This is a genomic window from Variovorax sp. UMC13 (genome assembly GCF_014170375.1).
GTDB lineage: Bacteria > Pseudomonadota > Gammaproteobacteria > Burkholderiales > Burkholderiaceae_C > Variovorax.
On sequence record NZ_LZZW01000020.1, the window covers coordinates 1 to 25345 of the forward strand.

Annotated in this window: 23 protein-coding genes; 13 read left to right on the plus strand and 10 right to left on the minus strand. The window is 69.3% G+C overall.

Annotation, left to right across the window (positions count from 1 at the left end; all coding sequences use genetic code 11):
- Nucleotides 1–157 precede the first annotated feature (157 nt).
- From tal to xylB, 11 genes are all read left to right on the plus strand, one after another.
- Nucleotides 158–1108 (plus strand): transaldolase, encoded by a 951-nt coding sequence (tal, locus tag A9977_RS17275; protein WP_183026107.1) that lies wholly within the window; start codon nt 158–160, stop codon nt 1106–1108.
- Nucleotides 1105–2658 carry a glucose-6-phosphate isomerase gene (gene pgi / locus A9977_RS17280; protein ID WP_183026108.1) on the plus strand — a complete coding sequence of 518 codons (1554 nt, stop codon included), beginning with the start codon at nt 1105–1107 and terminating at the stop codon, nt 2656–2658. The genes tal and pgi overlap by 4 nt, the downstream gene beginning before the upstream one ends.
- A 228-nt stretch (nt 2659–2886) precedes the next feature.
- Nucleotides 2887–4197: a sugar ABC transporter substrate-binding protein gene (locus tag A9977_RS17285; protein WP_183026109.1), complete on the plus strand. Its 1311-nt coding sequence runs from the start codon at nt 2887–2889 to the stop codon at nt 4195–4197.
- A gap of 144 nt (nt 4198–4341) precedes the next feature.
- Nucleotides 4342–5199: a carbohydrate ABC transporter permease gene (locus tag A9977_RS17290; protein WP_183026110.1), complete on the plus strand. Its 858-nt coding sequence runs from the start codon at nt 4342–4344 to the stop codon at nt 5197–5199.
- 136 nt (nt 5200–5335) lie between these two features.
- Nucleotides 5336–6157, plus strand: coding sequence for a carbohydrate ABC transporter permease (locus A9977_RS17295; RefSeq protein ID WP_183026111.1), 822 nt, complete (start codon nt 5336–5338; stop codon nt 6155–6157).
- Nucleotides 6158–6171: 14 nt separating this feature from the next.
- Complete coding sequence (locus A9977_RS17300; protein ID WP_183026112.1) at nt 6172–7203, plus strand: ABC transporter ATP-binding protein; 1032 nt, start codon at nt 6172–6174, stop codon at nt 7201–7203.
- 72 nt (nt 7204–7275) lie between these two features.
- Entirely contained in the window at nt 7276–8661 is a 1386-nt protein-coding gene (gene dalD, locus A9977_RS17305) for a D-arabinitol 4-dehydrogenase (RefSeq protein WP_183026165.1), read from the plus strand.
- A 3-nt stretch (nt 8662–8664) separates the two neighbouring features.
- A complete protein-coding gene (locus A9977_RS17310) occupies nt 8665–9627 on the plus strand; it encodes a carbohydrate kinase (RefSeq protein ID WP_183026113.1) in 963 nt (320 codons plus the stop codon).
- Nucleotides 9624–10424 carry an L-iditol 2-dehydrogenase gene (locus A9977_RS17315; RefSeq protein WP_183026114.1) on the plus strand — a complete coding sequence of 267 codons (801 nt, stop codon included), beginning with the start codon at nt 9624–9626 and terminating at the stop codon, nt 10422–10424. The genes A9977_RS17310 and A9977_RS17315 overlap by 4 nt, the downstream gene beginning before the upstream one ends.
- Before the next feature lie 25 nt (nt 10425–10449).
- The gene (locus tag A9977_RS17320) at nt 10450–11373 is read left to right on the plus strand and encodes an AraC family transcriptional regulator (protein WP_183026115.1); all 924 of its coding nucleotides are present in this window, start codon (nt 10450–10452) and stop codon (nt 11371–11373) included.
- Between the two features lie 140 nt (nt 11374–11513).
- The gene (gene xylB / locus A9977_RS17325) at nt 11514–12971 is read left to right on the plus strand and encodes a xylulokinase (protein ID WP_183026116.1); all 1458 of its coding nucleotides are present in this window, start codon (nt 11514–11516) and stop codon (nt 12969–12971) included.
- A 12-nt stretch (nt 12972–12983) separates the two neighbouring features.
- Here the strand turns inward: xylB and msrA are convergent, their stop codons facing one another.
- The 4 genes from msrA to A9977_RS17345 all read right to left on the minus strand — a co-directional run bounded on the left by msrA (nt 12984) and on the right by A9977_RS17345 (nt 17252).
- Entirely contained in the window at nt 12984–13712 is a 729-nt protein-coding gene (msrA, locus tag A9977_RS17330; RefSeq protein WP_183026117.1) for a peptide-methionine (S)-S-oxide reductase MsrA, read from the minus strand.
- A 409-nt stretch (nt 13713–14121) separates the two neighbouring features.
- A complete protein-coding gene (gene groL / locus A9977_RS17335) occupies nt 14122–15774 on the minus strand; it encodes a chaperonin GroEL (RefSeq protein ID WP_183026118.1) in 1653 nt (550 codons plus the stop codon).
- 51 nt (nt 15775–15825) lie between these two features.
- Nucleotides 15826–16116, minus strand: coding sequence for a co-chaperone GroES (locus A9977_RS17340; RefSeq protein ID WP_183026119.1), 291 nt, complete (start codon nt 16114–16116; stop codon nt 15826–15828).
- Between the two features lie 176 nt (nt 16117–16292).
- Nucleotides 16293–17252 carry a DMT family transporter gene (locus tag A9977_RS17345; RefSeq protein WP_183026120.1) on the minus strand — a complete coding sequence of 320 codons (960 nt, stop codon included), beginning with the start codon at nt 17250–17252 and terminating at the stop codon, nt 16293–16295.
- 90 nt (nt 17253–17342) lie between these two features.
- On the opposite strand from A9977_RS17345, the gene A9977_RS17350 reads away from it, so the two are divergent.
- Complete coding sequence (locus tag A9977_RS17350; RefSeq protein ID WP_310936155.1) at nt 17343–18260, plus strand: LysR family transcriptional regulator; 918 nt, start codon at nt 17343–17345, stop codon at nt 18258–18260.
- Between the two features lie 21 nt (nt 18261–18281).
- Here the strand turns inward: A9977_RS17350 and A9977_RS17355 are convergent, their stop codons facing one another.
- From A9977_RS17355 to A9977_RS17380, 6 genes are all read right to left on the minus strand, one after another.
- Entirely contained in the window at nt 18282–20213 is a 1932-nt protein-coding gene (locus A9977_RS17355) for a S8 family serine peptidase (protein ID WP_220811868.1), read from the minus strand.
- Between the two features lie 244 nt (nt 20214–20457).
- The gene (locus tag A9977_RS17360; protein WP_310936156.1) at nt 20458–21060 is read right to left on the minus strand and encodes a 2OG-Fe(II) oxygenase; all 603 of its coding nucleotides are present in this window, start codon (nt 21058–21060) and stop codon (nt 20458–20460) included.
- 2 nt (nt 21061–21062) lie between these two features.
- The gene (gene ada, locus A9977_RS17365) at nt 21063–22151 is read right to left on the minus strand and encodes a bifunctional DNA-binding transcriptional regulator/O6-methylguanine-DNA methyltransferase Ada (RefSeq protein ID WP_183026121.1); all 1089 of its coding nucleotides are present in this window, start codon (nt 22149–22151) and stop codon (nt 21063–21065) included.
- Between the two features lie 85 nt (nt 22152–22236).
- Nucleotides 22237–22887 (minus strand): DNA oxidative demethylase AlkB, encoded by a 651-nt coding sequence (alkB, locus tag A9977_RS17370; protein WP_183026122.1) that lies wholly within the window; start codon nt 22885–22887, stop codon nt 22237–22239.
- A complete protein-coding gene (locus A9977_RS17375) occupies nt 22887–23600 on the minus strand; it encodes a 2OG-Fe(II) oxygenase (protein ID WP_183026123.1) in 714 nt (237 codons plus the stop codon). The genes alkB and A9977_RS17375 overlap by 1 nt, the downstream gene beginning before the upstream one ends.
- 73 nt (nt 23601–23673) lie before the next feature.
- Entirely contained in the window at nt 23674–24321 is a 648-nt protein-coding gene (locus tag A9977_RS17380) for an ABATE domain-containing protein (RefSeq protein WP_183026124.1), read from the minus strand.
- Between the two features lie 182 nt (nt 24322–24503).
- On the opposite strand from A9977_RS17380, the gene A9977_RS17385 reads away from it, so the two are divergent.
- Nucleotides 24504–25334, plus strand: a complete 831-nt coding sequence (locus A9977_RS17385; protein WP_183026125.1) for an ABC transporter permease — start codon at nt 24504–24506, stop codon at nt 25332–25334.
- Nucleotides 25335–25345: the final 11 nt, after the last annotated feature.

Sequence of the window (25345 nt, forward strand, 5' to 3'; positions counted from 1 at the left end):
CGTCCGGGGAGGGGGGCGAAGGGGCATGGAGTTCTCCAAAGGCGGTCCTCGACCCTAAGCCGCATCGTGGGCCGCGTCCGTCAGCCATGGACCACAGGCGCTGTAGTTTGGGCGGAGAGTACCGATACCGTCGTTTTGCAGCGGGATAATGGCCGGTATGAACCAACTCGATGCCCTCCGCCAATGGACCACCGTGGTTGCCGACACCGGTGACTTTCATCAGCTCGCCCAGTTCAAGCCGCAGGATGCGACGACCAACCCGTCGCTGATCCTCAAGGCCGTGCAGAAGCCCGACTACCGGCCGCTGCTCGACGAGGCCGTGCGCGCCCACAAGGGCCGCCCGGTGGACGAGGTGATCGACCGGCTGCTGGTGCGCTTCGGCACCGAGATCCTGTCGCTGGTGCCCGGCCGCGTGTCGACCGAGGTCGACGCCCGCCTGAGCTTCGACACCGCCGCCACGCTGGCCCGCGCCGACCGCATCGTGGCGCTGTACCGCGCCGAAGGCATCGACCCCGAGAAGCGGCTGCTGATCAAGATCGCCGCCACCTGGGAAGGCATCGAGGCCGCCAAGCAGCTCGAGCAGAAGGGCATCCACACCAACCTCACGCTGCTGTTCTCCTTCGCCCAGGCCGTGGCCTGCGGCGCGGCCGGCGTGAAGCTGATCTCGCCCTTCGTCGGCCGGATCTACGACTGGCACAAGAAGTCCGCCGGCAGCGCCTGGAACGAGGCCGCCAGCGCTGGCGCCAAAGATCCCGGCGTGCAGTCGGTGCGCCAGATCTTCGACTACTACAAGCACCACGGCATCGCGACCGAGGTCATGGGCGCGAGCTTCCGCAACGTCGGCCAGATCGCCGCGCTCGCGGGCTGCGACCTGCTGACCATCAGCCCCGACCTGCTGGCCGAACTGGCCGCCAGCGACGCGCCGCTGGCCCATGCGCTGGACGCCGAGGCCGCCAAGGCGCGCGAGATTCCGCGCGTGGTGCTCGACGAGCCGGCCTTCCGCTTCGCGCTCAACGAGGACGCGATGGCGACCGAGAAACTGGCCGAGGGCATCCGCGCCTTCGCCGTCGACGCGGTCAAGCTCGAGAAGCTGATGGAGGCGCAATGAGCGCCCGCACGGGCACGCGTTGCGACCGCACCGCGGCCTGGAAGCAGCTGCAGGCGCACTACGCCGAGACCGGCCGTGCCTTCGACGTGCGCGAAGCTTTCGCCGCCGAAGGCGCGGCGCGCTTCGAGGCGCTGAGCGAATCGGCACCGCACGTCTTCGCCGACCTGTCGAAGAACCGCATCGACGCGCGCACCGAAGAGCTGCTGCTGGCGCTGGCGCGCGAGTCCGGCCTCGAAGCCCACCGCGACGCGATGTTCGCGGGCGAGCCCATCAACGGCACCGAGGACCGGGCCGTGATGCACTTTTTGCTGCGCGCGCCGGCCGATGCCGTGACCACGCGCAAGGCCGAACTGGCCGAGGTGCACGCCACGCTCGACGCGATGCTGGCGTACGCCGAAGCGGTGCGGGCCGACCACACGATCACCGACGTGGTCAACATCGGCATCGGCGGCTCCGACCTGGGCCCGCAGATGGCGGTGCTGGCGCTCGATGCCTTCACCGCGCCGGGCAAGCGCTTCCACTTCGTCTCCAACGTCGACGGCCATGAACTGGCCGGCGTGCTCAAGGGTCTGGCGCCCGAGCACACGCTGTTCGTCATCGCATCCAAGACCTTCACCACCGCCGAGACGCTGGCCAATGCGCAGTCGGCCAAGCGCTGGTTCACGCAATCGGGCGGCGTCGACGTGGCACGGCACTTCGCCGCGCTCACCACCAACGTCGAGGCCGCGCGTGCCTTCGGCATCGAGAAGACCTTCGGCTTCTGGGACTGGGTGGGCGGGCGCTACTCGCTGTGGTCGGCCATCGGCCTGCCCATCGCGCTGGCGATCGGCGCCGAGGGCTTTCGCCAGATGCTGGCCGGCGCGCATGCGATGGACGAGCATTTCCGCACCACGCCGCTGGCGCAGAACCTGCCGGTGCGCCTGGGCCTGCTCGACGTCTGGTACCGCAACTTCCACGGCTTCACCAGCCGCAGCATCGCGCCGTACCACAGCGCCCTCAAGCGCCTGCCGGCCTACCTGCAGCAGCTCGAGATGGAGAGCAACGGCAAGCAGGTCGACGCCAGCGGCGCGCCGTTGCCCTTCGGCACCTCGCCGGTGCTGTGGGGCGAGCCGGGCACCAACGGCCAGCACGCCTACTTCCAGATGCTGCACCAGGGCACCGACGTGATCCCGCTGGAGTTCGTCGCGGTGCGCGAGGCCACGCACGATCTCGAAGGGCATCACGCCAAGCTGCTGGCCAATGCGCTGGCGCAGGCACAGGCGCTGATGGTCGGCCAGGTGGATGAAGGCGGCCACAAGAATTTTCCGGGCAACCGGCCCAGCACCTTCTTCGTGCTGGACCAGCTCACGCCGGCCTCGCTGGGGGCCTTCCTCGCGATGTACGAGCACCGCGTGTTCACCAGCGGCGCGCTGTGGGGCATCAACAGCTTCGACCAGTGGGGCGTGGAGCTGGGCAAGGTGCTGGCGCGCGACATCGAGCCGCGGCTGGCTTCGGGCGACGTCGCGGGGCTCGATCCGTCGACCGCGGGGTTGCTTCAGCGCCTGCGCTGAGGCGTTTCCGAACGTTCCCGAAGAGGCCGCGACAGCGGCCTTTTTTGCGTCTGCCGCCTGTGCTGTCTCAGCGCCGATTCAATGCTGTCTTGCTGGATATAGGGAATCCACTAGCCTTTCGATGCATAAAAGTATCAACAGCCTTCTTTGGCGTACCGATACCGACGCGCCGTCTCTCCAGAATCGGCTTCGGCGGCAGACGGCCGCGAGAACCACAGGAGACAAGTCATGAAGCGTTGTTATCTCAAGGCGGGCGTTGCGCTCGCGATCGCCGGCGCGGGCTTCGCCCACGCCGCCACAGAGCTGGTCATCGCCACCGTCAACAACGGCCACATGATCGAGATGCAGAAACTCACGCCCTTCTTCGAGAAGGCCAACCCCGACATCAAGCTCAAGTGGGTCACGCTGGAGGAGGGCACGCTGCGCCAGCGCGTGACCACCGACATCGCCACCAAGGGCGGCCAGTTCGACGTGATGACCATCGGCCTGTACGAGGCGCCGATCTGGTCGAAGAAGGGCTGGCTCAAGCCCATCGCCACCGATGCGGCCTACGACGTGGACGACCTGCTGCCCGCCATCCGCAACGGCCTGTCGACCGACGGCAAGCTCTACGCCGCGCCCTTCTACGGCGAGAGCTCGATGCTCATGTACCGCAAGGACCTGGCCGACAAGGCCGGCATCAAGTTCTCCGACCAGCCGACCTGGGCGGAGGTCAAGGCCTTCGCCGACAAGGCCAACGACCCAAAGGCCGGCGTCTACGGCATGTGCCTGCGCGGCAAGCCGGGCTGGGGCGACAACATGGCCTTCCTGAGCACGCTGGTCAACACCAACGGCGGCCAGTGGTTCGACATGCAGTGGAAGCCGCAGATCGACACCAAGGCCTGGAAGGACGCGATCACCTTCTACGTCGACCTGATGAAGAAGGACGGCCCGCCCGGCGCCTCGGCCAACAGCTTCAACGAGAACCTCGCGCTGTTCAACGAAGGCAAGTGCGCGGCCTGGGTCGACGCGACCATCGCGGCCTCCTTCATCAGCGACCCCAAGCAGTCGAAGGTGGCCGACAAGGTGGCGTTCGCGCAGGCACCGACCGCCAGCACGCCCAAGGGCGCCAACTGGCTGTGGTCGTGGAACCTGGCGATCCCGGCCAGCTCGACCAAGGACGAGGCGGCGCAGAAGTTCATCAAGTGGGCCACCTCCAAGGACTACATCAATCTCGTGGCCAAGGAAACCGGCTGGGCCTCGGTGCCCACCGGCACGCGCAAGTCGACCTATGCCAACCCCGAGTTCCAGAAGGTCGCGAAGTTCGCCGAGGCCGAGAAGAAGGCCATCGACAGCGCCAACCTCACCGACAGCACCCTGCCCAAGTCGCCCTACGTCGGCGTGCAGTACGCGGCCATTCCCGAGTTCCAGGCCATCGGCGTGGCGGTGGGCCAGCAGATGAGCGCGGCCCTGTCGGGCAAGGTCACGGTCGACCAGGCGCTCAAGACCTCGCAGACGGCGGCGGAGCGGGAGATGAAGAAGGCCGGGTACTACAAGTAAGTCGTCCCTCTCCCTCCCCCGCCGGGGGAGGGCCGGGGTGGGGGCCCGCGGCGCATCGATCGCTGCAGTGATCGATGGGGAGCCCCCATCCCCGCCTTCCCCCAAAGGGGGAAGGAGCCCGAGACAACAAGAAGGGACCTGCTCATGAACCGACTCCTGCCCCGCGCCCTCATGGCGCCCGCGGTGCTCACGCTCCTGCTCTGGATGATCGTGCCGCTGGCGATGACGATCTACTTCTCCTTCGTCAGCTACAACCTGATGCAGCCGGGCGAGCACCCCTTCGCCGGCTTCGAGAACTTCCACTACTTCGTGACCGATCCGGACTTCTGGCCGGCGGTCTCGAACACCCTGCTGCTGATCGGCAGCGTGATCGTCATCACCGTGGTGGGCGGCGTGCTGCTGGCGCTGCTGGTCAACGAACCCTTCCCGGGCCGCGGCATCGTGCGGGTGCTGCTGATCTCGCCCTTCTTCGTCATGCCGGCGGTCAACGCGCTGCTGTGGAAGCACATGATGATGAACCCGATCTACGGCGTGCTGGCCGACCTGTGGCGCTTCTTCGGTGCCACACCGATCGACTGGCTCACCGACGTGCCGCTGCTGTCGGTGATCATCATGGTGGCCTGGCAGTGGCTGCCCTTCGCCTGCCTGATCTTCATCACCTCGCTGCAGTCGCTCGACCGCGAGCAGATGGAGGCCGCGCGCATGGACGGCGCCTCGGCGCCGCAGCGCTTCTTCTACCTCACCATCCCGCACCTGGGCCGGCCGATGGCGGTGGTGATCATGATCGAGATGATCTTCCTGCTCAGCGTGTTCGCCGAGATCGCCATCACCACCAACGGCGGTCCGGGCAACGAGAGCACCAACCTCACCTACATGATCTTCAAGCAGTCGCTGATGAACTTCGACGTGGGCGTGGCCTCGGCCGGCGCGCTGTTCGCGGTGGTGCTGGCCAACATCGTGGCGGCCTTCCTCATCCGCATCGTCGGCAAGAACCTGGATTAGACATGGCTCTCCCCCAGTCTTCGCGCACTTCGTGTCGCTTCGCCAACCCCCTCGCCGGGGGCAACACCAGCGGCCCGGCAAAGCCGGTTCCGCGGTGTTCCACGAAGGTGCTCCGGCGCCATTGAAAGGCTCTGTCATGCAACCCAACCCCCTGCTCCAGAGCCTGCGCACCCTCGGTGCCTGGGCCGCCGCGCTGCTGCTGTTCTTCCCGCTGGGCTGGCTGTTCCTCACGGCCTTCAAGACCGAGCTGCAGGCCATCGCGGTGCCGCCGCTGTTCGTGTTCGAACCCACGCTCGACAACTTCGCCGAAGTGCAGCGCCGCAGCGACTACCTGCTGTACGCGCGCAACTCGCTGATCACCAGCCTGGGCTCGACCGTGCTCGGCCTGCTGATCGCGGCACCGGCCGCGTACTCGATGGCCTTCTTCCGCACCAGGCGCACGCGCGACATCCTGATGTGGATGCTCTCGACCAAGATGATGCCGGCGGTCGGCGCGCTGGTGCCGATCTACGTGCTGGCGCAGAGCGCGGGCCTGCTCGATTCGCTGAGCGCGCTGACCCTCGTGTTCACGCTGTCGAACCTGCCGATCATGGTCTGGATGCTCTACACCAGCTACAAGGACATCCCCAACGAGATCCTCGAGGCCGCGCGCATGGACGGCGCCAGCCTCTGGACCGAGTTCCGCCACGTGGTGCTGCCACTGTCGGTGGGCGGGCTCGCGTCGACCGGCCTGCTGTGCCTGGTGCTGAGCTGGAACGAGGCCTTCTGGGCGCTCAACCTGGTCTCGGCCAAGGCCGGCACGTTGGCCACGCTGATCTCGCAGTACTCGAGCCCCGAAGGCCTGTTCTGGGCCAAGCTGTCCGCGGCCTCGCTGATGGCCATCGCGCCGATCGTGGTGTTCGGCTGGTTCAGCCAAAAACAACTGGTGCAAGGCCTGACCTTCGGCGCCGTCAAGTGATCAAGGAGCATTGAATGGCCTACCTCGAACTCAAGAACATCCAGAAGAGCTTCGGCGACGCGAACATCATCCGCGGCGTGAACCTCGAGATCCAGAAGGGCGAGTTCATCGTCTTCGTCGGGCCCTCGGGCTGCGGCAAGTCGACGCTGCTGCGGCTGATCGCCGGGCTCGAGCCCACCACCAGCGGCCAGCTGATGCTCGACGGCAAGGACATCACGAACCTGGCCTCGGGCAAGCGCGACCTGGCGATGGTGTTCCAGAGCTATGCGCTCTATCCGCACATGAGCGTGGCCGACAACATGTCCTTCGCGCTCAAGCTGGCGGGCGTGCCCAAGGACGAGATCCGCAGGAAGGTCGCGCATGCGGCCGAGCAGCTCAACCTCACGCAGTACCTCGCGCGCACGCCCAAGGAACTCTCGGGCGGCCAGCGCCAGCGCGTGGCCATCGGCCGCGCGATCGTGCGCGCGCCCAAGGTCTTCCTGTTCGACGAGCCGCTGTCCAACCTCGACGCGGCGCTGCGCGGCAACACGCGGGTCGAGATCCACAAGCTGCACGTCGCCCTGGGCGCGACCAGCATCTACGTGACGCACGACCAGGTCGAGGCCATGACGCTGGCCGACCGCGTGGTGGTGCTCAAGGACGGCGTGATCGAGCAGGTCGGCACGCCGATGGAGCTCTACGACCACCCGGTCAACCGCTTCGTCGCGCAGTTCATCGGCATGCCCTCGATGAACATGGTGCCGGCCGCGGCCATCCCCAGCTTCTCTTCGAAGACCGGCGGCCGGCTGCCGACCGACGGCTTCCTCGGCGTGCGGCCCGAGGGCCTGCAGGTGCACCCGGGCCACGGTGCGGGCGTGCCCGGCCGGGTCGACCTGGTCGAGGCGCTGGGCGCCGACACGCTGATCCATGTCGACGTCGACGGCGTGCCGCTGATCGCGCGCCAGAACGAGCGCACGCCGCTGCGCGTGGGCGACGACGTGGGCGTCGAGCTCGACCCCACGGTGCTGCACCTGTTCGACCGCCAGGGCCAGGCGCTCGCGGCCTGAATTCCTTTTGTCTTCTTCTTCATCCGAAAGCTCGACGTGACACTTGCAACCGTGCCGGACACCGACCTCGTGGTGCTGCACCTGGGGCTGGGCTCCTTCCACCGCGCCCACCAGGCGGTCTACCTGCAGCGGCTCATCGACCAGGGCGACACGCGCTGGTCGCTGGTCGGCGCCAACCTGCGCGCCGACATGGCCGAGGTGCTGGCCGCGCTGCAGGCCCAGGGCGGCGCCTACACGCTGGAGACCGTGACACCGGCCGGCGCCTACCACTACGAACGCATCACGGCGATCCGCCGCGTGCTGCCTTACGAGCCCACGCTGGCCGCGGTGATCGCCTGCGGTGCCGATCCCGCGACCCGCATCGTCTCCTTCACCGTGACCGAGGCCGGCTACTACCTCGATGCCAAGGGCGCACTGGACCTGTCCTTCGCCGAGCTGGCCGTCGACATCGAGCGCGCGCGCCGAGGCGAAGCCGGCCAGACGGTCTATGGCGCGCTCTGCGCGCTGCTGCGCGCGCGCCGCGCGGCCGATGCGGGCCCGCTCACGCTGCTCAACTGCGACAACCTGCGCCACAACGGCGAGCGCTTCCGCCACGGCCTGCTCGAGTTCATCGCGCGCAGCGGCGACACCGCCTTGCGCGACTGGGTGCAGGCGAACACCACCTGCCCCAACGCGATGGTCGACCGCATCACGCCGCGGCCACCGCCCGAGCTGCGCGAACGCGTGCGCACGGCCACGGGCATGGACGATGCCGCACCGGTCACGGCCGAGAGCTTCATCCAGTGGGTGATCGAGGACGACTTCGCAGCGGGCCGGCCCGCCTGGGAGCGGGTGGGCGTCGAGCTGGTGGCTTCGGTCCAGCCCTACGAGGAGGCCAAGATCCGGCTGCTCAACGCCACCCACAGCTGCATCGCCTGGGCCGGCACCCTGGTCGGCCTGCAGTTCATCCACGAAGGCACGCACCGGCCCGCGATCCGTCGGATGGCCTACGACTACGTCACCGACGACGTGATCCCGGTGCTGGGCGCGCCCGACGCACCGAGCCCGGTCGACCTGCCGGCCTACCGCGACGTGGTGCTCGAGCGCTTCGGCAACCCCGCCATCCGCGACACCAACCAGCGCGTCGCGATGGACGGCTTCTCGAAGATCCCCGGCTTCATCGCGCCCACGGTGCGCGAGCGGCTCGCGCGCGGCGAGACCATCGACAGCGTGGCCATGCTGCCCGCGCTGTTCCTGGCCTTCCTGCAGCGCTGGCATGCGGGGCAGCTGCCCTACGTCTACCAGGACCAGGGCATGGACCCGGCGCTGGCGCACGCGATCTGCAATGCGGCCGACCCGGTGGCCGCCTTCGGCGCCGACCGCGCGCTGTGGGGCCCGCTGGCCAGCGACCCGCGGCTGGTCGATGCGCTGCGGCGCGCGAGCCGGCGCGTGGACGCCTTCGTCGCGCAGGAGGGCTGAGCCATGCGCATCGCATTCGTGGGCGAGGCCCTGATCGATTTCACCGCCATCGAAGGCCTGCGCTTCGAAGGCCACGAGGGCGGCGCGCCCGCCAACGGCGCCATCGCCGCGGCGCGCCTGGGCGAGCCCACGGGCTTCATCACGCAGCTCTCGACCGACCTGTTCGGCGAGCGGCTGCTGCAGCACCTGGAGCGCAACGGCGTCGACACGCGCTTCGTGCTGCGCAGCGACGCGCCGTCGACGCTGGCCTTCGTCGAACGCACGCCAGAGACCAACCGCTACGCCTTCTACACGCAGGGCACGGCCGACACGCGCTGGGCGCCCGATCCGCTGCCCGCCTTGCCCGACAGCTGCCGCTACCTGCACTTCGGCGCCATCTCGCTGCTGACCGAACCCGCGGCCGGCCGCATCACGGCGCTGGTCGAGGCCCAGCGCGGACAGCGCATCGTGCTCTTCGATCCCAACGTGCGGCCCAGCCTGATCCCCGACATGGCGGGCTACCGTGCCCAACTGCCGCGCTGGGTCGCGGCCTGCGACCTGCTCAAGCTCAGCGACGAGGACGCCGCGCACATCGCGCCGGGCCGCGCCCCGGGCGATGCGGCCGCGAGCCTGCTGGCATCGAACGAGAGCCCGCGCGCGGTGCTGCTCACGCGCGGCGGCGAGGGCGTCACCCTGTACCGCGCGGGCCGGGCGCCGATCGACGTCCGGCCGCCTTCCGTGCAGGTGGTCGACACCATCGGCGCGGGCGATGCCTTCGCGGCCGCGCTGTCGGTCGCGTTGCTGGCGCAAGGCGTCGAACACGCCGCGCAGCTCGATGCGCTGGGCGACGAAGCCTGGCACACCGTGCTGCGCTTCGCCGTCACCGCGGCCGCGCTCAACTGCACGCGCGCGGGCGCGGCGCCGCCCACGCGGGCCGAACTCGACGCGGCACTGAATCACTTTTCCAACAAGGAACAACAGGCATGACGAATTCCCCCATCGGCCGCCTGGCCGGCCGCCACGTGCTGGTGACCGGCGCGGGCGGCGGCATCGGCCTCGCGATCGTGCAGGCCTGCCTGGCCGAAGGCGCGCGCTGCAGCGTGGTCGACCGCGAGGCCGAAGCGCCCGCGGCGGTGCGCACGCTCGCGGCCAGCCATCCCGACACGCTGGCCTACATCGCGGCCGACGTGACCGACCGCGCGGCCGTGGCCCGCATGCTGGCCGCCGCGCAGGCCCGCTTCGGCGCGCTGCACACGCTGGTCAACAACGCGGCGGTGTTCGACATGGCGCCGCTGCTCGAGAGCGACGAAGCCTCCTTCGACCGGCTGTTCGCCGTCAACGTCAAGGGCATGTTCTTCACCATGCAGGCGGTGCTGCAGCACATGGTCGAGGCCGGCACGCCGGGCGCGTCGGTGGTCAACCTGGCCTCGCAGGCCGGGCGCCGCGGCGAGGCGCTGGTGTCGCACTACTGCGCGACCAAGGCCGCGGTGATCAGCTACACGCAGAGCGCGGCGCTGGCGATGGCGCCGCACGGCATCCGCGTCAACGGCATCGCGCCGGGCGTGGTCGACACGCCCATGTGGGCCGGCGTGGACGCGCTGTTCGCCCGTTACGAGAAGCTGCCGCTGGGCGAGAAGAAGCGCCAGGTCGGCCTGGCGGTGCCGCTGGGCCGCATGGGCACGCCCGGCGACATGGCGGGCGCGGTGGTGTTCCTGGCCAGCGACGAGGCCCGCTACATCACGGCGCAGACACTCAACGTCGACGGTGGTAGTGTGATGAGCTGAGCACGGCCCGGCAGCCCCGCAACCTATGCGATCCCTTCCCCGTCAGCGCGAACCCGAACTCGAGCATGACCTCGCGCGCTCGCCGGCGCTCGGCTACGAGGCGCCCGCGGAAGCCGGCTGGGTGCGCTGCCTGGCGCACGGCTACCCCAGCCCGCTGGCGCGCTGGCACTGCCACGACGAGTACGAGCTGCACCTGATCACCTCGACCTCCGGCAAGGCCTTCGTCGGCGACTGGATCGGCCCCTTTCAGCCCGGCCACCTGGTGCTGTGCGGGCCGCGGCTGCCGCACAACTGGATCTCGCTCGACACGCCCAATGCCGGCGTGCCCACCCGCGACCTGGTGATCCAGTTCCGCCACGACCCGGTGGCCGAGGCCGCGCGCCAGATTCCCGAGCTGGGCGAGGTGCAGCTGCTGCTCGAGCGCGCGCGGCACGGCATCGAGTTCTTCGGCGTGTCGGAGCAGGCCGAGCGTCACTGGCACCAGGTCAAGGCCACGCACGGCCTGCGCCGGCTCGCGGCCTTCTGCGAGTTCCTGGCCGACCTGGCCGACTGCACCGACTACCGGCTGCTGTCGAGCGTGCAGATGAAGGGCGCGGAGGGCGACGCCGAGGTCGATCGCATCAACGCCATCGTCAACCGCATCACCGACAACGTGGCCGAGCCGATCGCGATGGCCGAGGTGGCGGCCGAGCTGGGCATGAGCGAGAGCCGCTTCAGCCGCTACTTCCGCCGCGCCACCGGCAACAGCTTCACCGACTTCGTGAACCGGGTGCGCATCAACAACGCCTGCCACCTGCTGATGCAGACCGACCACTACGTGACCGACATCTGCTACCAGGTGGGCTTCAACAACGTCGCCAATTTCAACCGGCGCTTCCTCGAGGTGAAGGGCATGACGCCGAGCGAATTCCGTCGCCAGGCGGACAGCCGCTTCGGCGGCAACACTTAGCCCGCCCCCGAGGGCTCGGGCACTGCGTGTCGCTTCGCCTTCCCCCGTCCGGGGGCAACACCAGCGGGCCGGCGGAGCCGGACCCGCGGTGTTTCACGAACAGACAGGATGACAGGGCCCCGGTGGCCCAAGGAATTTCGATGTACCTGGGACTCGACCTCGGCACCTCCGAGCTGAAGGCGCTGCTGCTCGCGGACGATCACCGCATCGTCGGCGTGGCGCGCGCACCCTTGACCGTCAGCCGGCCGCAGGCGCTGTGGTCGGAGCAGGACCCTGCGCAATGGTGGGACGCGCTCGAGACCGTGATGCAGGCGCTGCGCGCCGCGCATGCCGAGGCGCTGGCGCAGGTGCGCGCGATCGGCCTGTCGGGCCAGATGCACGGCGCCGTGCTGCTCGATGCGGCCGGCGAGGTGCTGCGCCCCGCGATCCTCTGGAACGACGGCCGCAGCGCCGCGCAGTGCGATGAACTCGCCGCCGCGGTGCCGCGGCTGGGCGAGATCGCGGGCAACCTCGCGATGCCCGGCTTCACCGCGCCCAAGCTGCTGTGGGTGCGTGCACACGAGCCCGCGCTGTTCGCGCGCACCGCACACGTGCTGCTGCCCAAGGACTGGCTGCGCTGGCGCCTGAGCGGCGAAATGGTGAGCGACATGTCCGACGCGGCCGGCACCTTGTGGCTCGACGTGGGCGCGCGCGACTGGTCGGACGAACTGCTGGCCGCGACCGGGCTCACGCGCGCGCACATGCCGCGGCTGGTCGAAGGCAGTGCGGTGTCGGCCGTGCTGTCGCCCGACCTGGCCGCGCGCTGGGGCCTGGGCCCGCAGGTCGCGATCGCCGGTGGCGCGGGTGACAACGCGGCCAGCGCGATCGGCATGGGCCTGGTGGCACCGGGGCAGGGCTTCGTCTCGCTGGGCACCTCGGGTGTGATCTTCGTCGCCACCGATCGCTTCGCGCCCAACCCGGCACAGGCGGTGCACGCCTTCTGCCATGCGCTGCCGGGCCGCTGGCACCAGATGTCGGTGATGCTGTCGGCCGCCAGCGCGCTGAGCTGGGCGGTGCGCGCCTTCGGTTTCGCCGACGAGGCCGCGCTGCTGGTGTCCGCGGCCGGGCTCGATGCACCCGCGCGCGCCGCGGCGCCGCTGTTCCTGCCCTACCTCTCGGGCGAGCGTTCGCCGCACAACGATGCGCAGGCGCAGGGCCTGCTCTTCGGCCTCACGCATGCGCATGGCCCGGCCGACATCGCCTACGCGGTGGCTGAGGGCGTGAGCTTCGGCCTGCACGACGGCCTCGACACGCTGCAGCCGCCGCAGGGCGACCTGGCGCTGGTCGGCGGCGGCGCGCGCAGCGCCTGGTGGGCGCAGCTGCTGGCCGACATCCTCGAGGTGCCGCTGGCGCTGGGCGAAGGCGGCGAGGCCGGCGGCGCCCTCGGTGCCGCGCGGCTGGCCTGGCTGGCCGATGGCGGCCGCGTCGAGGCGGTGTGCCGTGCGCCCGAACTGCGCCAGCGCTTCGTGCCCGAGGCCGCGCAGCTGGCAGGGCACCGCGCGCGGCATGCGCGCTTCCAGGCGCTCTACCGCGCGCTCAGGCCCTGCTTCCCGCGCTGAGCCAGAAGAGGCTCAGGCGCTCCTACCGACCAGCGCGGGTTGCGCGCGGTAGGCCTGGGGGAACAGTCGCTTGAGATCAGCGATCTTCGGCAGGTCGTTGGTCACGATGTAGGGATCGTCGGGGTGCCGCGTCAGGTAGTCCTGGTGGTAGGCCTCGGCGGGGAAGAAGCGCTTCTGCAGCTCGATGGTGGTCACGATCGGCAGGTTGCCGAAGGTGCGGGCCTGCGTCAGCTGCGCGATGTAGGCCTGCACGATGCGCGCCTGCTCGAGGTTCTGCGCGAACACGGTCGAGCGGTACTGCGTGCCGGTGTCGGGCCCTTGCCGGTCGAGCTGCGTCGGGTCGTGCGCCACCGAGAAGAAGATCTGCAGCAGCCGCGCGAAGCTGATCTGGCGCGGGTCGTAGCGGATGCGCACCGCCTCGGCATGGCCGGTGTCGCCCAGGCCCACGGCCTCGTACTTGGCCGTGTGCTCCGCGCCGCCCGCATAGCCCGACACCGCGCTGCTCACGCCCTTGACGCGCTGGAACACCCCCTGCACCCCCCAGAAGCAGCCGCCCGCCAGCACCGCGACCGCCTCGGTGTCGCCCGAGGCCACGGCCGGGTCGGTGGTGGGCGCCGGCACCACGGTCGCGGCCTCAGCGGCCAGTGCCGCCCGCGCGACCAGCCAGCCCGCGCCGCCGGCGAGCAGCACGGTCAGCAGGGACCGGCGAAGTGGAAGCGAAGGAAGGGTTCGGGTGCGCATGCGTGTCTCCGTCGTTGGAATGCGAAGTGTCCCGCAAGCCGACGCCCGATCCGCGCGCCCATGAAAAAAGCCCTGCAGCTTGCGCTGCAGGGCTTTCGGATCGCTAGGACCGCAATAGCTGCCCCCTTTTTCGTGGAACACCGCGGAACCGGCTTTGCCGGGCCGCTGGTGTTGCCCCCGGAAGGGGGAGGGCGTAGGCGACACGAAGTGCCGCGCTCGCCTTGGCGATGACCAAAGAAAAAGCCCTGCAGCTTGCGCTGCAGGGCTTTCGGGTCGGAAGACCGCAATCAACTCATCCCCCTTCGTGGAACACCGCGGAACCGGCTTCGCCGGGCCGCAGGTGTTGCCCCCCGGTAGGGGGGAGGGCAAGGCGACACGAAGTGCGCCGCCGCCTCGGGGGGCGAGCCAATCACATCCCCATGCCGCCCATGCCGCCCATGCCACCCATGTCGGGCATGCCGCCGCCGGCGCCAGCTTCGTCCTTCGGTGCTTCGGCGACCATGGCTTCGGTCGTCAGCAGCAGCGAGGAGACCGAAGCTGCGTTCTGCAGTGCGGTGCGGGTGACCTTCGTCGGGTCCAGGATGCCCAGTTCGAGCATGTCGCCGTAGGTGTCGTTCGCAGCGTTGAAGCCGTAGTTGCCCTTGCCGGCCAAGACAGCGTTCACCACCACCGAAGCTTCGCCACCGGCGTTATTCACGATTTCGCGCAGGGGTGCTTCGACGGCCTTGAGCACCAGCTTGATGCCGGCGTCCTGGTCGGCGTTGTCGCCCTTGATCGAGTCGCCCACGGCTTGCTTGGCACGCAGCAGTGCCACGCCGCCGCCAGCCACGACGCCTTCTTCCACTGCAGCGCGGGTGGCGTGCAGGGCGTCTTCGACGCGAGCCTTCTTTTCCTTCATTTCGACTTCGGTGGCAGCGCCGACCTTGATCACTGCCACGCCGCCGGCCAGCTTGGCCACGCGCTCTTGCAGCTTTTCACGGTCGTAGTCGCTCGAAGCTTCTTCGATCTGGATGCGCACTTGCTTGACGCGGGCTTCGATGTCACCGGCAGCGCCAGCGCCGTCGATGATGATCGTGTTTTCCTTGCCCACTTCGATACGTGCAGCCTGGCCCAGGTCGGCCAGCGTGACCTTCTCGAGCGTCAGGCCGACTTCTTCGGCGATAACCTTGCCACCCGTCAGGATGGCGATGTCTTCCAGCATGGCCTTGCGGCGGTCGCCGAAGCCAGGCGCCTTCACAGCCACGACCTTCAGGATGCCGCGGATCGTGTTCACAACCAGGGTCGCCAGGGCTTCGCCTTCGACTTCTTCGGCAATGATCAGCAGGGGACGGCCCGACTTCGCGACTTGTTCCAGCGTGGGGAGCAGGTCACGGATGTTGCTGATCTTCTTGTCGTAGAGCAGCACGAAGGGGTTGTCCAGAATCGCCGATTGCTTTTCCGGGTTGTTGATGAAGTAGGGCGACAGGTAGCCGCGGTCGAATTGCATGCCTTCGACGACGTCCAGTTCGCTGTCCAGCGACTTGCCGTCTTCGACGGTGATGACGCCTTCCTTGCCGACCTTGTCCATCGCGTCAGCGATGAGCTTGCCGATGGTTTCGTCGCTGTTGGCCGAGATCGAGCCGACTTGAGCGATTTCCTTCGACGTGGTCGTGGGCTTCGAAGCCTTCTTCAGCTCGGCGACCAGGGCCGTCACGGCCTTGTCGATGCCGCGCTTCAGGTCCATCGGGTTGATGCCGGCGGCCACGTACTTGAAGCCTTCGCGCACGATGGCTTGAGCCAGGACCGTCGCGGTCGTGGTGCCGTCACCGGCGTTGTCGCTGGTCTTCGAAGCCACTTCCTTCACGAGCTGGGCGCCCATGTTCTGCAGCTTGTCCTTGAGTTCGATTTCCTTGGCGACGGACACACCGTCCTTGGTCACCGTGGGGGCGCCGAACGAACGCTCCAGCACCACGTTGCGGCCCTTGGGGCCCAGGGTCACTTTGACTGCGTTGGCCAGGATGTTCACACCCTCGACCATGCGTGCGCGGGCTTCGCCGCCGAAGACGACGTCTTTTGCTGCCATGTTGTATTACTCCGAATGGATTGAATGAATGGAAAGAAGGAAAGGAGAGGCTCAGCTCGCGACAACCGCGAACAGGTCGTCTTCCTTCATGACCAGCAGCTCGTCGCCGCCGACCTTGACGGTCTGGCCGCTGTACTTGCCGAACACGACGCGGTCGCCGACCTTGACGGTCAGGGCGATCAGTTCACCCTTGTCGTTGCGCTTGCCCGGGCCCACGGCCAGGACTTCGCCCTGATCGGGCTTCTCTGCGGCTGCGTCGGGGATGACGATGCCGGAGGCGGTCTTGGTTTCGCTGTCAACACGCTTGACGATCACGCGATCGGCCAAAGGACGAAGGTTCATTGCATCTCCTGGAGGGATATAGAAACGGGGGTTGTGGAGGGCGACGGCCTGGGCCGGGTACCCCATTCGCCTGGAAAGCGCGTTGTTAGCACTCGGTCTTGGCGAGTGCTAATGATAAGGGCTTTTGCGGGGGTTTCAAGGGCGAATGCCTGGCCGACTGCCGGACGTGCCGAAGATCAGGCGGCGTTCCTGCCGGCTGGCCGCGCCACCCAACCCGCCGAGGCGACGATCAGCAGGCCGCCGATCCAGCCCTGCACGGCCATCCGTTCGCCCATCCAGAGCACGGCGATCAGCGCGCCCCACAGCGGTTCGCTGCCCATGAGCAAGGCCACGCGCGAAGGGCTGGTGCGCGAGGCGGCGAGGTTCTGCACGAAGAACGCGAACAGCGTGCACAACAGCACCAGGAACGCCATGGCCGACCAGAACGAGGCACTGCGTGGCAGGGGCGGCCAGGCGGTGCCGTGCACGGCCAGCATCAGGCCCGCCGAGCCCAGCGTCATCACGCCCATCAGCACCGCCGTCACCGTGAGCGCGGGCAGGCCGTGGCGCTGGCCGTGGCGGCGCGTCAGGCAGACCATGACGCCGCGCAGGAAGGCCGCGAGCACCATCAGGCCGTCGCCCCAGGCCAGGCCGTGGTGCGCGCCATGCTGGAACGCCAGCAGCCCGGCGCCGAGCAGTGACAGGCCCGCGGCCGCCAGCACCGCGCCGCTGGGACGGGCCTGGAGCAGCCACCACTCGCACAGCGGCGTGAAGGCGACGCAGAGGCTGATCAGGAAGGCTGCGTTGGAGGCGGTGGTCAGGGACACGCCGAAGGTCTCGCAGGCGAAGATGGCCAGCAGGTTGATGCCCAGCATCGACGCCCCCCACAGCGCCGCCGGCCATGAGGGCACCGCCAGCCCGCGCAACGCGGGCAGAAGGATGAGGAAGGTCAGGCCGAAGCGCAGCGTCAGGAACTGCAGCACGGGCATCTGGCCGGTGGCGAGCTTGGCGGCGCTGTAGCTGCCGCCCCAGATCACGGCCACCAGCAGCAACAGCCATTCGAGCGGGCCGAGCAGCGGCCAGGACCGTCCGCCTGACTTTGCGCTTTCGTCCCTGGCGTCAAGGGTGTCGATGCTGCGGGTTCCGGGCAAGGGCATGCCGTTCTCTCTTCTTGTGGTGGGCTGCCGCATTGTTGGGAGGCCCCCGGCCATTGACTAGACTCGGCGCCAGAACAGGAGCTGTGCACGGTGAGAACAGATGCGTTCGCGACGGTGATGCAGGAGCTGGTGGCCTTCGTTCGCGTGGCGGAGGTGGGCAGTTTCTCGGCCGCCGCGCGGCAGTGCGGCATGACGCCATCGGCCGTGAGCCGGCAGGTCGCGCGGCTGGAAAAAGTGATGGGCCTTTCACTGTTGCAGCGCACGACCCGGCAACTGCGCCTGACCGAAGCCGGCATCGCGGTGCTGGCGCACGGGCGCGAGATGGTCGCGGCGGCCCAGGCCTCGCTGCGGGTGGCCGAGGGACACGTGGGAGTGCCGAAGGGACTGGTCCGCATCAGCGCACCCAAGGCCTTTGCCCGCCATGTGCTGCAGCAACCGCTGCTGTCCTTCCTGCACGCGCATCCCGAGGTGGATGTGCAGGTGCTGGTGGCGGACCGGCCGGTGGACCCCGTGCGGGAGGGCTTCGACCTCGTGATCCGCCTGACCGACGACCCGCCGCAGGGCATGGTCGCGCGCGCCCTGATGCCGGTGCGCCAGTTGGTGCTGGCCAGCCCGGCCTACCTGGCCTCGCACGAGCGCATCCGCGCGCCCGAGGACCTGATGGCCCACAGCTGCCTGTCGATCGGCGAGCAGGAGGGCGACAGCCGCTGGCGCTTCACCCGCGGCGATGACCAGGTGGAGCTGACCGTGACCGGCCGCTACGCGCTCAACCACAGCGAGATGCGCCTGGCGGGGGTCGAGGCGGGCCTGGGCGTGGGCTGCGTGCAGGACTTCGTGGCGCGGGAGGCGCTGGCGGCCGGGCGCGTGGTCCGCCTGTTGCCGGAATGGGCCTTCGACACCAACTACCAGGGCATGGCCTACCTGCTGTTCCCGGCCTCCCGCCACACCGCGCCCAAGGTGCGGGTGCTGATCGACCACCTGGTCGCGGCGCTGGCGCCAGGCCCCTGAACGGCCCGCGGGCGCCCGCGCTCAGCTGCGTTTCGCGTGCCCCGTCACGCGCAACTGGAAGCTGCGCAGCTGAGCCGCGCTGACGGGCTGGCCAGAGACATCGGTCACGCGCAGCACCCACTCTCCCTTCGAGGCTTCGGCGAAGAAGGCATTGCTCGACGACAGGGGGATGCCGAAGTCGCTGCCGCCTTTCAGTGTCGACATCGGCGTCAGCACATGGCTGACCGTGCCCGAGGGCGAGGTCAGCGTGGCCGAGAGGGCGCTCGGCTGGGTGTGGCTGGTGGCCAGGCTGAACTGCACCGATTCGATCGCCAGGTTCGCATCCAGCCGCACCCGCAGCGCGGCCGACGCCGGGGCACCGCCGATGTCCGACGGTTGGTCGGCCGAGGCCGTCCATCCGCTGTCCTGCAGCGGCGGCAGCGTCCGGAAGCCGCGCGCCATGGCCACGGCCGCGCTGGCATCGACCAGGCCGAAGCCGTACCAGTTGCTGAAGCGGTAGCCCGCGGCGTTGGTGATCCAGCCGGATTCGACCGGTGTGCCGCGGACGCTGACGGCGGGCTGGGCCAGGTCCAGCGGGCGGGCGGTGGAGGCCAGGATGAACTTCACATCGCGCTGGCTCAGCGCTGGGTTCGCGTTCAGCATCAGGGCCGCGATGCCCGCCACCATCGGCGCGGCCGAGGAGGTGCCGCCGAAGGCCGCGGTGTAGTGGCAGTCGGGGGCCAGTGGCGTGCCGCCGTCGAGCGCGTTGACGCGTGTCGCCGTGGTGTTCAGGCCCTGCGAGCACCCGCGGATGTCGGTGGTGACGATGCCGGGACCGTAGTCGCGCTGGCCCGGGCCCGCCACGCCCAGCTGCCGGCCGCCTTCGCCGCCCGGCGCCGACACCCAGACCGCGGCGCCGGCGGAGGAGAAGTACGAGCGCGTGCCGCGTGCGTTGACCGAGGCGACGGCGATGGTCTGGCGGAAGTTGGCGGCCGGATCGGTGTTGGCCAGCACGCAGCTCAGGCCTGCCGCGCTGGCACCGCAGCCGGAGAACTGATCGTTCTTCTCGAGGTCCTCGGGCTGCATGAAACCATTGCCGGCGGCATAGACGTAGACCCCGCCCTTGCCCACCCGCGTGCCGCTCATGAGCGCTTCCCAATCCTGGAGTTCGGCCTGCGAGAAGGCGGGGTAGGTGCCGGTGTAGGGCGCGCCCAGGCTGGTGTTGAACACGTCGGTGCCTTTGGCCTCGGCGCCTTCGCCCCAGGCATAGCCAACGTACTTCCGGAAGGCCGTGGCCTGCTCGGCCACCGTGCCGCTGAAGATGAACTCGCCGACGTTGAAGCCCTGCAGGTCGGCCTCGGGCGCCACGCCGCGGCCGCCCCGGCCATTCCAGCCCGCGGCCGCGATGATGCCGGCGACGTTGGTGCCATGGCCTTCGGTATCGCCCAGCGGCTGGGTGTCGTCGAGGAAGTTCTTGTTGCCGCCGGGGACGATGTTGGGCGCCAGGTCTTCGTGTGCGATGTCGATGCCGCTGTCGACCACCGCGACCTTCACGCCCTGGCCGCGCAGGCCCTGCGCATGCAGGCTGCCGATGTTCAGGTCCACGCCGGCGCAGGGCAGCGTGTCGGCGAACACGGCCTGGCCGATGTTCTTCAGGTACCACTGGTCGACGAACAACGGGTCGTCGTTGGCGTCCGTGGCGCTTGTCACGGGCGTGGCCGTCTCGGCGCAGCGGACGGCCAGCGTGTTCCGGTTGGGCGTGGCCGCGACGACATCGCCGTTGCCGTTGCCGTTGCCACTGCTCCCGCCGCCGACATGGGTGCCTCCGCCGCCATTGCCCGTGCCGCCATCGCCGCCTGTATTGCCGCCACCGCCGTTGCCGCCGCCACAGCCGGCCAGCATGGCCAGCGCGACGATCGGCAGCGTGCGGCGCGTGGAGGTCCAAACACAAGACAAATATTTAACTTTCTTCAACGGAAGATCCTTTGGAGGTGAACAAGGAAATCGCGCCCCAGGGGCGGAACGCGCAACCTGCAGGCATCACCTCTAATTCTCTTTTTGTTGTGGAAAGTTCTATTCTTTATGAAATTTCCGTTGAATATTGTTGACAAAGCCGAATGCGGAGAACATGAATTTATTCACGAACCGACGGGGTGATGGTGGTTTTTATCAAATCATTCTTAATCGCAAATGATTGATTTTGAATTGAGGATTAAAATTAACATTTGCAATCCGAAATCAGCAATTCCAGCCCCAGGCGCTCGCCGCTGCGCACGCGGCCGATGCCGTGCCGCAGATGGACCGCGTAGACGCCCCTGCTGCCCACCTGGGGCCGCTGCGCCACCGCGATCACCGCGACGTCGCCCCGGCGCAGCGGCAGGACCAGGGGCCGCGACTGCATGCGCGGGCGCTGTTCGGTCATCACGAAGGCGCCGCCGGTGAAATCCTGTCCGGGCTCGCCGAGCAGGGCCACGAGCTGCAGCGCGAAGCCCTGCGCCTCGGCGTCGCGGTCGTGCAGGGGCTGGTCCTCGCCGGCCCGCAGGCGGCTCAGGCTCGCCTGCGCCGCGTGAAAGACGCCCGGCGTACCGGCCTGGCGCGGTGGCCGTCCCAGGGCTTCGTTCCAGCGCGCCGAGATCGGCGCCAGCCGTGGATGGAAGGCCCGCTGCAGCTCGGCGACCCATGCGGGCCAGCCTGGGCCTGCTGCCAACGCGCGGATCTGCGCCTCGCCCAGCATTGCGGGGATCGCCACGAAGCCTTCCTGGTCGAGCCGGGCTTCGAGGCCGGCCCAGTCCAGCCGGGCGAGCGCTGCGTCGAAGTCCACGCTCAGGCCGCCTCGCGCGCGAGCAGGGCGCGCTTGCGCTCCACGCCCCAGCGGTAGCCCGACAGCGCGCCGTCGGTGCGCACCACGCGGTGGCAGGGGATCGCGACTGCCAGGTGGTTGGCGCCGCAGGCCTGGGCCACGGCCCGCACCGCCTTCGGCTGGCCGATGCGCGCCGCGAGCTGCGCATAGCTCACGGTGGTGCCGGGCGGGATCTCGCGCAGCGCCTGCCACACCCGCTCCTGGAAGGCCGTGCCCTGCACGTCCAGCGGCAGGTCCAGGCCCAGCGAGGGCGCTTCGACGAAGCCCACGACCTGCGCCACCAGCTGCTCGAAGTCGCCGTCGGCACCGATCAGCTCCGCCTTGGGGAACTGGTCCTGCAGCTCGCGCACGAGCCGATCGGGGTTCTCGCCCAGCAGGATCGCGCAGATGCCGCGCGGACTTTGCGCGACCAGGATTGCACCCAGCGCGCACTGCCCGACCGCGAAGCGGATCCGCAGGTCCGGAGCGCCCGCCAGGTAGTCGCGCGCCCGCATGCCCAGCAGGTCGTCGGCGGCCGCGTAGAAGCGGCTGTTGGAGTGGAAGCCCGCGCCGTAGATCGCATCGGTGACGGTGGCGCCGTGCTCGGCCAGTTCGGCGCGCAGACGGCGCCCGCGAAAGGCCGAGGCATAGGCCTTGGGCGTGAGCCCGGTCTGGGCCTTGAACACGCGGTGGAAATGGTGCGGGCTCAGGCCGACCTCAGCGGCGAGCGCATCGAGCGAGGGCGGCGACTCCGAACGCTCGATCAGCCGGCAGGCCTGGGCGACGGTGGCGGCGCGCTGCGCGGCCAAGGCGCTGCGGTCGCCCGCGGCGCGCTGGCTGCTTCGGTAGCCCGCGGCCTCGGCCGCCTGCGCGGTGGCGAAGAACACGGTGTTCTCGCGCTTCGGCAGCCGGGCCGAGGCGCTGGGCCGGCAGTACACGCCGGTGGTGCGCACGGCGTAGACGAAGTGGCCGTCGGCGCGCGCATCACGCGCCTGCACGGCGGCCCAGCGCTGCTCGTCGTCCGGGTAGGCCGCAGTGGCGTCGGCGTCGGGGTGCTTGAGGATGGCATTCATGGTGGTGCTCCAGAGGAGATCCCAGTGTCTTGCGGACTTCGATCGCAAGCACTCCGCTTCTTGCGCCCGAACTGGCGTGCCCGGCTCAGCCCGCCCGGCGGAAGGTGAGGTTGATGCGCTGCAGCCCGAGCTGCGGGTGCGCATCGCCCTGGAGCGGCATCACGCCGTGGTAGCGCAGCCGGTCGGCGCCGCCCCAGACCACCACGTCGCCATGCTGCAGCAGGACCTTCTGCGTGGGCTGCGCGCGTTCGAGGCCGCCGAACAGGAAGCGCGCGGCCATGCCCAGCGACACCGACACGATGGGCGCGCCGTAGTCCTGCTCGTCCTTGTCCTGGTGCAGGGCCAGCCGCGCGCCGGGTTCGTAGCGGTTGACCAGGCAGGCGTCGGGCCGAAAGCCGACGAAGCCCGCGGCCTCGGCGGCGTCCCGTGCCAGCCGCGACAGCAGCTCGGGCATCGCGGGCCAGGGCCGGCCGGTGAGCGGGTCGACGGCCGCGTAGCGATAGCCGCGGCGGTCGGTGGTCCAGCCCAGCGCGCCGCAGTTGGTCAGCGCCACCGACATGGTGAACCCGCCCGGCGTGACCATGCGCCGGAACGGCGACACCGCCGCGATCGCCTCGATGCAGGGCAGCAGATCGTCGACCCGCGGCAACGCGAAGGCGCGCAGCAGCACGGCCTGCGGACCCAGGCGCAGGTCGGGCAGCGGGGCCTCGTCGTCGAAGAGCGCGAGCGTGTGCATCACAGGGCGTCGTGGAAGATCAGGCCCACAGTGTGCCGCTGGCCGCCGTGGACCCGGCTCACGCCGTGGCGCATGGCCAGCCTGCGCGTGCGGCCACTGGGGCCTGTCTCGGGGCGCTGGTTGACCGTGAAGACCACCGCGTCGCCTTGCGTCAGCGGCACCACGTCGGCGCGTTGATGGCCCGTGCGGCTCTCGGTCATCACGAACTCGCCGCCGGTGAAATCGACTTCGGGTCGCGACAGCAGGATCGCGACCTGCAGCGGAAAGACATGCGCGCCATAGAGGTCCTGGTGCAGGCAGTTGTGGTCGCCTTCGCGGTACGACAGGATCAGCGGCGTGGGCCGGCGCTGCCCGGCGCGATGGCAGCGATCGAGGAATTCGGCGAGCGTGGCGGGGTAGCGCACGTCGATGCCGAGCTGCGCGTTCCAGCGGTTCGCGATCGGCACCAGCCGCGGGTAGAGCGCGTGCCGCAGTCGTTCCAGCAGCGGCGGCAGCGGATAGGCGAAGTACCTGTATTCGCCGCGGCCGAAGCCGTGGCGCGCCATCACGACGGTGGAGCGGTAGAGGGCCTCCTGCGTGTAGAGGCCGGCCAGTTGCCGGCACTGGTCGGGCGTGAGAAGGCGCGGCAGCAGCGCATGGCCTTCGGCGTCGAGCGCGGCCGCGAGGGCGGCATCTTCGGACGTGTCGGGCGATGGCGTGAAGAGGTCGTGCATGGCCGCCTCAGTCTAGGCCGGGGCCATGCCGCATGGCACTCCGAAGCTTGCGTTCGAATTCCTCGCCTGCGCTTCAGGCCACTTCTTCCTCGGGCACCGGGAACAGCCGCCGCCGGTAGCGCGCCGAGGCCAGCCGCGCGCCGCAGGTCGGCGAGCACCAGATGCGTTCGCCGCGCCGCGAGCGGTCGAGGAACATCACGGGGCAGGTCGGGCTCGCGCATTCCTTGATGCGGCTGCGCGCCTCGCTCGAGAACAGCGCGATCGCGTCGCGCGCCAGCAGGGCCAGCACATGGGCGTTCGACACCTCGGCCAGCGGCTCGAGCGCGGTGCCGGTGCCGTCGAGCAGGCGCGGCAGCGGCGTGTGGCAGGCCCAGGCATTGATCTGCGTGATGGCGTCGTGCTGCGGCGCGCGCTGGCCGCGGATGGCCTGCGCCGTCTCGTAGATCGCGGCACGCAGCACGCGCATGTCGGCCAGGCCTTCTTCACCTACCGGCAGTTGCGGCACGGGCAGCTTCATCTTGCGCAGCCAGCCGTGCCAGAGGCCTTCGTTGCGCACGCGTTCGTAGCGCCGGCCGGTCCATTCGCCCAGCGTCTCGACCAGCAGCAGGCAGGGCACGCCGGCGCGGAACTTGAAGGAGAAATCGCCGGCCTTGAGCGGGCGCACGGCGACGTGCGCGCGCGGCGTCGCCTCGGGGATGTGGGGTCTGCGTCCGCTTTGCACGCGGGGCAGTTTAGGAGCGTTGCCGTTCGCGGTCCGCGTCGGTGATCGCATATGGATATCTGTTTTCCTTCCTTGGTCGACTCAGGGTCGACCCTTAGATTCGTCATTGGTATGACCCATGACGACGAACTCCAGGCGGCCCTCGCGGCCGCCGCACCACCTCCCCACGGGACGGCCCGCGCATGAGCGACGACAGCAGTGCAGCGCTGCAGGCCGAACGCATCGCGGGCCGCCGGCCCAGGCTGGGTGTGTGGACAGCACTGGCCGGCCTGCGCAGCTGGCTGTCCATCCTCGTGTTCCTGCTCGCCTGGTATGCGGCCTCCGCGGCCGGCTGGCTCAACCCGCGCACGCTGCCCGGCCCGGACCGCCTGCTGCTCACCGCCTGGACCATGGTGCAGGACGGCTCGCTGCCCCATGCACTGCTGGTGAGTCTGTCGCGCGTGGTGCAGGGTTCGCTGCTGGGCCTGGCCGTGGGCCTGGCGACCGGTGTGTTCGCGGGCTTCTCGCGGCTGGGCGAGGACCTCGTCGACAAGCCCATGCAGATGCTGCGCACCATCCCCTTCACCGCGCTGGTGCCGCTGTTCATCCTCTGGTTCGGCATCGACGAAACGCCCAAGGTGCTGCTGGTGGCCTTCGGCGTCGCGGTGCCGATGTACATCAACACCTTCGGCGGCATCCGCAATGTCGACGCCAAACTGGTCGAGGTGGCGCGGGTCGCGCGCATGGGCCGCTTTGCGATCGCGCTGCAGGTGCTGCTGCCCGCGGCCCTGCCCAGCCTGCTGGTGGGCCTGCGCTTCGCGCTGGGCCTGGCCTGGGTGGCCGTGATCATCGCGGAGACCGTCGGTGCCGACTCCGGCATCGGCTTCCTGCTGACCAATGCGCGCCAGTTCGTGCGCACCGACATCATGCTGGTCTGCGTGGCGGTCTATGCGCTGCTGGGCCTGGCGACCGATTACGGGGTGCGCCTGCTGGAGCGCCTTCTTCTTTCCTGGCGCCGTGTCTACACGGGTTGAAGCCAGCGTCT